We start from the raw sequence: 6899 nt of genomic DNA, 5'->3' as shown, positions 1-6899 counted from the left end.
GAGACGACGATCGCGGCCTCGGTCAGCTCGGGGCGGCCGGTGGAGACCCGCGGGGTGCGGGAGGTGACGGTCGCGGCGTTGCCGCCGAACTCGACCGTGACGGCCTCGACGGCGCCGGCGGCCGGCGCGGCCTCCGGAGCGGCGCTGTTCGGCTTCACCGTGATCACCGGCACGCCGGTGGTGACGGCCGACTTCACCTGGAACGACGCCGCGAACACCGACTGCGTCGCCACCGGACCGCTCTCGCCGGCCTCCAGGTCGACCGCGTCGGTGATCAGACCCGAACCCAGCCGCAGCGCGGTGCGGGCGGCGATCTCCTTGCCCTCGCCGCTGGAGGTGACCAGCACGGCGGCGGCATTGGTGGTCTTGGCGATCTGGGTGAGGGCGTCGACCTTGGGGACGACGAGGAGGGTGGTGAACTCGTCGGCGTCGGCGGTGTAGACCTTCGCGGCGCCGTACTCGGCGGCCTTGGCGGCGATGCCCGCGGCGCTGTCGCCGGCGCCGAGGACCACGGCGGAGGGGGTGCCCAGGCGGCGGGCCAGGGTCAGCAGTTCCAGGGCGGGCTTGCGCACCGCGCCGTCGGCGTGGTCGACCAGGACCAGGATCTCACTCATGACTAACTCCGTATCCTTCGATGGTTCCTGGCGGCCCGTCAGATGAACTTCTGCTTGGCGAGGTAGGTGGCGAGCTGCTTGCCGCCGTCGCCCTCGTCGGTCACGATGACGCCCTTGCTCCGCGCGGGGCGGGCGGTGATGTCCGCGACCTTCGTCCACGCGCCTGCGAGACCCACCGCGGCGGCGTCGATGCCCAGGTCGTCCAGGTCGAAGGAGGTCACCGGCTTCTTCTTCGCGGCCATGATGCCCTTGAACGACGGGTAGCGGGCCTCGCCGGACTGGTCGGTCACCGACACCACCGCCGGCAGCGCCGCCTGCACCGTCTCCGTCGCCGCGTCGCCGTCCCGGCGACCGGTCACCGTGCCACCCGAGACCGAGACCTCCGACAGCAGGGTGGCCTGCGCGACACCCAGGCGCTCCGCGAGCAGCGCGGGCAGCACGCCCATCGTGCCGTCGGTCGACGCCATACCGCACACCACCAGGTCGTACCCGGTCTTCTCCAGCGCCGCGGCCAGGATCGCCGAGGTGCCCATCACATCCGTGCCGTGGATGTCGTCGTCGTTGACGTGCACGGCCTTGTCCGCGCCCATCGACAGCGCCTTGCGCAGCGCGTCCTTCGCGTCGTCCGGGCCCACCGTCAGCACCGTCACCTCGGCGCCGTCGTTCGCCTCCGCGATCCGCAGCGCCTGCTCGACGCCGTACTCGTCCAGCTCCGACAGGAGGCCGTCCACGCCCTCCCGATCGGTGGTCGCATCGTCCGCGAAGCGACGATCACCGGTCGCGTCGGGCACGTACTTCACACAGACAACGATCCTCAAGCTCACGGCCACCTTGTCCTTTCACGGCGCGGAGGGAACTCAGTACCCCCACTAGACCACACTCCGTGCCACAGATCCACTCTTCGGCGGGGTCAAGTGGAGTGATAGGGGACTCGGTGTCCTGGCGGAGGGAACTGAGTGTCAGGTGATCGGGGTAGGGCGGAGCGCGGCGGCCCAGGGCAGGGAGTACCAGGAGAGGAGGGCGAGCAGGGCGGCGCTGGGGAGTTCGGCGACGTAGGCGAATATCTCGGCGGTGCGGAAGGCGTCGCCGCGGTGGGCGGACCAGAGGTCGAAGAACGCGTCCATGGCCAGCAGGACGGCGGTGGCCGAAGCGATCGGGCTGGTGGCGCGGTGGCGGCGGTGGACCAGGGAGGCCAGCGAGAGCAGCGCGGCGGATTCGATCAGGTCCAGCCAGACCCAGGAGTTGGAGAGGTTGCGAGCACCGAAGTGGCCGCGGACGTTCAGGGCCAGGTCGACGATCCACGGCAGGAGCAGCACGGCGGCGACGCGGAACGCGATCGACAGACAACGCAGCACCGCGCCCTCGTGGTTGGCCAGGGCCTTGCGGAAGCCGGGGCGGAACCTGGGACGGGACGCGGGGCGGATTGCGGGCACGCCGTGATCATAGGGCGGACGGCCGGTCGGGCGGGTGGCTCGGCGGGTGAGTGGCTGGTCGGGTGGGTGGCTCGGCGGGTGAGTGGCTGGTCGGGGGGCGTCGGGTGAGTGGTTGGTCGGGCGGGTGGCTGGTCGGGTGGGTGGCTCGGCGGGTCGGGTGGGTGGACGAGAACGGGTGGGTGGACGAGAAGGGGCCGCCCGCGTGCGTGCGCGGGCGGCCGTAGTGAGGGGAGAGCGGGGCGGGTCAGGCCGCGCGGCGCAGGCGGACCGTGGAGTCGCGGTGCGGGCGGGCGTCGGGGTCGGTGACGGGGTGCTCGGGGTGGTCGCGCCGGAGGTGCTCCTCGGCGCGTTCCACCGTCCAGGCGCCCGGGGCCAGGTGCAGGGAGTCGAGCACCTCGGCGGGGGTGGGGAAGGTCATCCCGGCGTGCTTGTGGTTGTGCTCGTCGTCGTTGTGGTCGTGGTCGTGGTCGTGCGCGTGGTCGTGGGTGTGCGCGCCGTCCTGCGGGTGCGCCTCGTCGGGGGCGTGGTTCTGGTGCCGGGCGGGGGCGACGGCGTGGCTGACGATCAGCAGGGTGCCGCCGGGGGCGACCGCGTCGGCGGCGTGGCGCAGCACCCGCTCGCGCGGGAACTCGGCTGGGGAGTGCAGGAATTGGGCCGAGACCAGGTCGTAGGAACCGGACGGGAAAGCGTTTGCCAGGTCGGTGCGCTGCCAGCTGATCCGGTCGGCGACGCCTGCGGCCGCGGCGCGGGCGGCGGCCCGGTCCAGGGCGACCTGGGAGATGTCGACGGCGGTGACCTGCCAGCCCTGCTGGGCCAGCCAGATCGCGTCGCCGCCCTCGCCGCAGCCGAGGTCGAGGGCGTGGCCGGGGGCGAGGCCGGTGACCTCGTGGGTGAGCGAGGCGTTGGGCCGGCCGCTCCAGATCTGCTCGCTCTCGCCGTAGCGGGCCTCCCAGAACTCGACGGCCTCGACGGCGAGTCGGGTCTCCTCGGCGATCAGGTCGGCGTTGATGGCGATGGCGGCCCGCAGGCCGTCGGCGGCGGCGACGGCGACCTGGGCCATCGGGTCGGTGAGGTTGCCGGCCGCCCACACGCCGGGGGCCTCGGTGGCGCCGGACGGGTCGGTGGTGGCGAGGCGTTCGCCCAGCTTGACGCCGTCGCGGACCAGCGCGGTCGGGGTGAGCCCGAGACCGGCGAGGAACGGCGCCTGCACGGTCAGGCCGGTGGCGACGCCGAGCGCGTCGCAGTCGATCACGGTGCCGTCGGCGAGCCGGACGCCGGTGAGCGCGTCGCCCTCGTTCTCGGGGAGGACGGCGACGGCCTCGCCGGTGTGCACGGTGATGCCGCGGGCGGCGAGTTCGCGCCGCTGCTGCTCGGTGAACGGGCCGGCATTGTGGGCGAGCAGCGTGACGTCGGAGCTCCACTGGCGCCACAGCAGCGCCTGATGGACGGCGACGGCGGGGTCGGTGGCGAGCACCGCGATCCGGCGGTCGCGGACCTCCCAGCCGTGGCAGTACGGGCAGTGCAGCACCTGCCGGCCCCAGCGCTCGGCCAGGCCGGGCAGCTCGGGCAGGACGTCGGTGGTGCCGGTGGCCAGCAGCACCCGGCGGGCGTGCACGGCGCTGCCGTCGGAGAGCTCGGCGCGGAAGGCGCCGTCCGGCTGCCGGGTGATGCCGCGCACCTCGGCGTCGTGGAACTCGCCGCCGTACGAGGCGACTTCGGACCGGCCGCGGGCGAGCAGCTCGGTGGGCGGCACGCCCTCCTGGCCGAGCAGGCCGTGAGTGCCCTCGGCGGGCGCGTTGCGCGGCCGGCCGGCGTCGACGACCAGGACGGAGCGGCGGGCCCGGGCCAGGACGAGGGCGCCGCTCAGTCCGGCGGCGCCGCCGCCGACGACCAGGACGTCGTGGTGGCGGGCGGGGTGCGGGTGCGAATCGCGGTGCGTGACGGTCATGGCTCGATGGTGAGCCGACGTGGCCGGATTGACAAACAATGTTGCTGAGGTGGCAAATGGAGAGGGTGAGTGGATATCGAACGGGAGGAGTGCCGAGTTGAGTGAGGACTTCGAGGCGGTGCTGACCGCGGTCGGGCCGCGGCTGCGGGCGATCCGGCAGCAGCGCGGCACCACGCTCGCGCAGCTCAGCGAGGAGACCGGCATCTCGGTGAGCACGCTCTCCCGGCTGGAGTCGGGCGGCCGCCGGCCCACCCTGGAGCTGCTGCTGCCGCTGGCCCGGGCGCACGGCGTGGCGCTGGACGAGCTGGTGGACGCCCCGCCGACGGGCGACCCGCGGGTGCGGCTGCGTCCGTTCGTCCGGCACGGCTGGACGTACCTGCCGCTGGCCCGCAACCTCGGCGGGATGCAGGCGTACAAGGCGATCGTCCCGCCGGGGACCCGGGAGGACGCCGAGCAGCGCACCCACGAGGGCCACGAGTGGCTGTACGTGCTGTCCGGTCAGCTGCGGCTGCGGCTCGGCGAGCACGACGTGGTGCTGAAGGCGGGCGAGGCGGCCGAGTTCGACACCCGCACGCCGCACGTATTCACCAACGCGGGCTCGACGCCGGTGGAGTTCCTGAGCCTGTTCGGACCGCAGGGGGAGCGGGTGCATGTGCGGGCGCGGACCACGGGCAAGGAGAGTTGACGGGCCGTCAGGGCGGAGTGCTTGCTGGAGGTGCCGAAGTGCCGGGTGTGGAGCGTCAGTTGACGAGCGCGGTGGCGACGCCGTACACGATCGGGCCGTAGGCGGCCGTGAGCTCGAGGCTACTGGAGCAGATGCTCGGGCCGGAGTACTTGGTGAAGGGCTGTTGGACCAGGTCGATCCGCGACGGGTTGCCGGTGTGGTTGCCGTTCAGGCTGTTCGCACGGAGGACGCAAGTGGCGGTTCCGGCCAACGTCTTGAAGACGATGGTGGTCTGGATGATGCCCGCCGAGTTCGGGTAGAGAGCGACCGGGTTGCCGGGCGCGTTGTAGAAGGCGAGTGTGTACGGCAGGTAGTCCATGGTCAGGCTGTTCACGCCGGTGACGCCGACCACGTTGGAGGTGCAGCCGCTGAACGTCAGTACGTTGACCGGGCCGGAGAGGACGCCCGGGGCGTTCGGGTCGGCGGCGACCGTGCTGCTGAGGTGGGAGACGGTGCATCGGAAGCCGGTGGTGGTGCCCGGCCAGTACAGCGTCGCCACGCTGCCGGAGACCAGGTCTGCGGACAGGGGGGTGCCGGCGGTGACGGCGGGGCTGTTGGTGTGGCGGGCCGCGGTCTTGGGCGCGGCGTCGGCGCTGCCGGCCGGGAGGGCGATCAGGGCGGTGGTGGCGGCGAGGGCGGCGGCGAAGAGGCGGTTGCGCACGAGGGTTCCTTCCGTTGGGGGAGAAGGTGCATGTGCGGGCGCTGTGCCGAACTTCCGGGTCGGGTACGTCAGTTGACGAGACCGGCGGCGCCTTGCGTGACCGGGCCGTAGGAAGCGGAGAAGTCGATGGACGAGAAGCAGAGGCTCGGGCCGGCCGCCTTGGTGAGGTTCTGGGCGCTCAGGTTGAGCTGCGTCAGGTTGTTGGCGGCGTTACCGTTCAGGACGTTCGCGCGGAAGACGCACGTGAGGTTTCCGGCCAGCGTCCTGGTGACGAGGGTGGCCTGGAGGTAGCCCGCCGAGGTCGGGAGGAGAACGAGCGGGTTGCTGGGCGCGTCGGAGACGGCGAGCGTGTACGGCAGGTTGTCCATGGTCAGGCTGGTCACGGAGACGAAGCCGGGAATGTTGGTGGTGCAGCCGCCGAAGGTGAGCGTGTCGACCGGGCCGGACAAGGTGCCCGGGGCGTTCGGGTCGGCGGCGAGCGTGCCGCCGAGGTGAGAGGCGGTGCACTTGAAGCCCGAGGTGGTGCCCGGGGAGTACATCGTCACCACGGTGCCGGGGACGAGGTCCGCGGACAGCGGGTTGCCGACGGCGGGCAGGGCCGGGGTCTTGGGCGCGGCGCTGGCGGTGCCGGCCGGGAGGGCGATCAGGGCGATCAGGGCGGTGGTGGCGGCCAGGGCGGCGGCGAAGAGGCGGTTGCGCACGAGGGTTCCTTCCGCAGGGGGAGCGGGGGCGTGTGCCGGCCAGGGTGTGGCGGGGTGCCGCGCCCCGGGGAGGGCGCGGCGCCGGGGTGGCTGGTGCGGGGTGTTACTGGACGAGGACGATGCCGCCGTTGCCCGGGGCGGTGTCCGTGACCGGGCCGTAGGAGGCGGTGAAGTCGATGTTCGCGGAGCAGATGCTCGGCCCGGCGATCTTGAGGTAGCGCTGGAGGAACAGGTTGATCCGCGGCGGGACGTTGGTGGCGTTGGCGTACAGGGCCGACCCGGTGGAGAGGTAGATGCAGGTGGCGGTGCCGGTCACCGTCTTGAGGATCGCGGTGACCTTGGGCTGGGTGCCTGACACCGGGGCGAGCGTGACGGGGTAGCCGGGCGAGTCGGTGACGCTCAGCGTGTAGGGCAGGTAGTCCATGGTCAGGCTGTTCACGCCGGTGACGCCGACCACGTTGGAGGTGCAGCCGCTGAAGGTCAGCGCGTTGATTTGGCTGGACGCGGTGGCGGAGCCGGTGGCGGCGGGGTTGGAGGTGACGTAGCCGGAGAGGTGGGAGGCGGTGCACTTGACGCCGGTGGTGGTGCCCGGGTTGTTCATCGTCGCCACGGTGCCGTTGGTCAGGTCGATCGACATCGGGTCGCCGGGGCTGACGGGCACGTTGTTGGCGGTGTAGAGAACGGCGCCGTCGCTGGCGTAGGCGTCGGCATTGGCGGTTCCGGCCGGGAGGGCGATCAGGGCGGTGGCGGCGGCCAGGGCGGCGGTTCCGGCGAAGAGGCGGTTGCGCACGAGGGTTCCTTCCGGTGGGGGAGCGGGT

The 6899-nt window shown here is 72.5% G+C and carries 8 protein-coding genes; 1 reads left to right on the top strand and 7 read right to left on the bottom strand.

Annotation, left to right across the window (positions count from 1 at the left end; genetic code table 11):
• The 4 genes from ACFYST_RS33795 to ACFYST_RS33780 all read right to left on the bottom strand — a co-directional run.
• The coding region (locus ACFYST_RS33795; protein WP_387867986.1) for an electron transfer flavoprotein subunit alpha/FixB family protein at positions 1-614 on the bottom strand (614 nt) is incomplete at its 3' end.
• 38 nt (positions 615-652) lie between these two features.
• Positions 653-1438 (bottom strand): electron transfer flavoprotein subunit beta/FixA family protein, encoded by a 786-nt coding sequence (locus tag ACFYST_RS33790; RefSeq protein WP_387867983.1) that lies wholly within the window; start codon positions 1436-1438, stop codon positions 653-655.
• Positions 1439-1573: 135 nt separating this feature from the next.
• On the bottom strand, positions 1574-2047 hold the full coding sequence (locus tag ACFYST_RS33785) for a hypothetical protein (RefSeq protein WP_387649786.1): 474 nt from the start codon (positions 2045-2047) through the stop codon (positions 1574-1576).
• Positions 2048-2291: 244 nt separating this feature from the next.
• Complete coding sequence (locus ACFYST_RS33780) at positions 2292-3995, bottom strand: FAD-dependent oxidoreductase (protein ID WP_387867981.1); 1704 nt, start codon at positions 3993-3995, stop codon at positions 2292-2294.
• 97 nt (positions 3996-4092) lie between these two features.
• Between ACFYST_RS33780 and ACFYST_RS33775 the strand changes: the two genes are divergently transcribed.
• Positions 4093-4680 carry a helix-turn-helix domain-containing protein gene (locus ACFYST_RS33775; protein ID WP_387867978.1) on the top strand — a complete coding sequence of 196 codons (588 nt, stop codon included), beginning with the start codon at positions 4093-4095 and terminating at the stop codon, positions 4678-4680.
• Positions 4681-4735: 55 nt separating this feature from the next.
• Here ACFYST_RS33775 and ACFYST_RS33770 read toward each other — a convergent pair whose 3' ends face one another.
• The 3 genes from ACFYST_RS33770 to ACFYST_RS33760 form a co-directional block, all read right to left on the bottom strand.
• Entirely contained in the window at positions 4736-5380 is a 645-nt protein-coding gene (locus ACFYST_RS33770; protein ID WP_387867975.1) for a Tat pathway signal sequence domain protein, read from the bottom strand.
• A 68-nt stretch (positions 5381-5448) separates the two neighbouring features.
• Positions 5449-6081 carry a Tat pathway signal sequence domain protein gene (locus ACFYST_RS33765; RefSeq protein ID WP_387867973.1) on the bottom strand — a complete coding sequence of 211 codons (633 nt, stop codon included), beginning with the start codon at positions 6079-6081 and terminating at the stop codon, positions 5449-5451.
• 103 nt (positions 6082-6184) lie between these two features.
• Positions 6185-6871 carry a Tat pathway signal sequence domain protein gene (locus ACFYST_RS33760; protein ID WP_387867970.1) on the bottom strand — a complete coding sequence of 229 codons (687 nt, stop codon included), beginning with the start codon at positions 6869-6871 and terminating at the stop codon, positions 6185-6187.
• Positions 6872-6899 lie beyond the last annotated feature (28 nt).

Origin of the sequence: Kitasatospora sp. NPDC004614, from assembly GCF_042873675.1 — a bacterium.
GTDB lineage: Bacteria > Actinomycetota > Actinomycetes > Streptomycetales > Streptomycetaceae > Kitasatospora.
The sequence above is the reverse complement of the archived record's forward strand: the minus strand, read 5'-3'. Positions and strand labels throughout refer to the sequence as shown.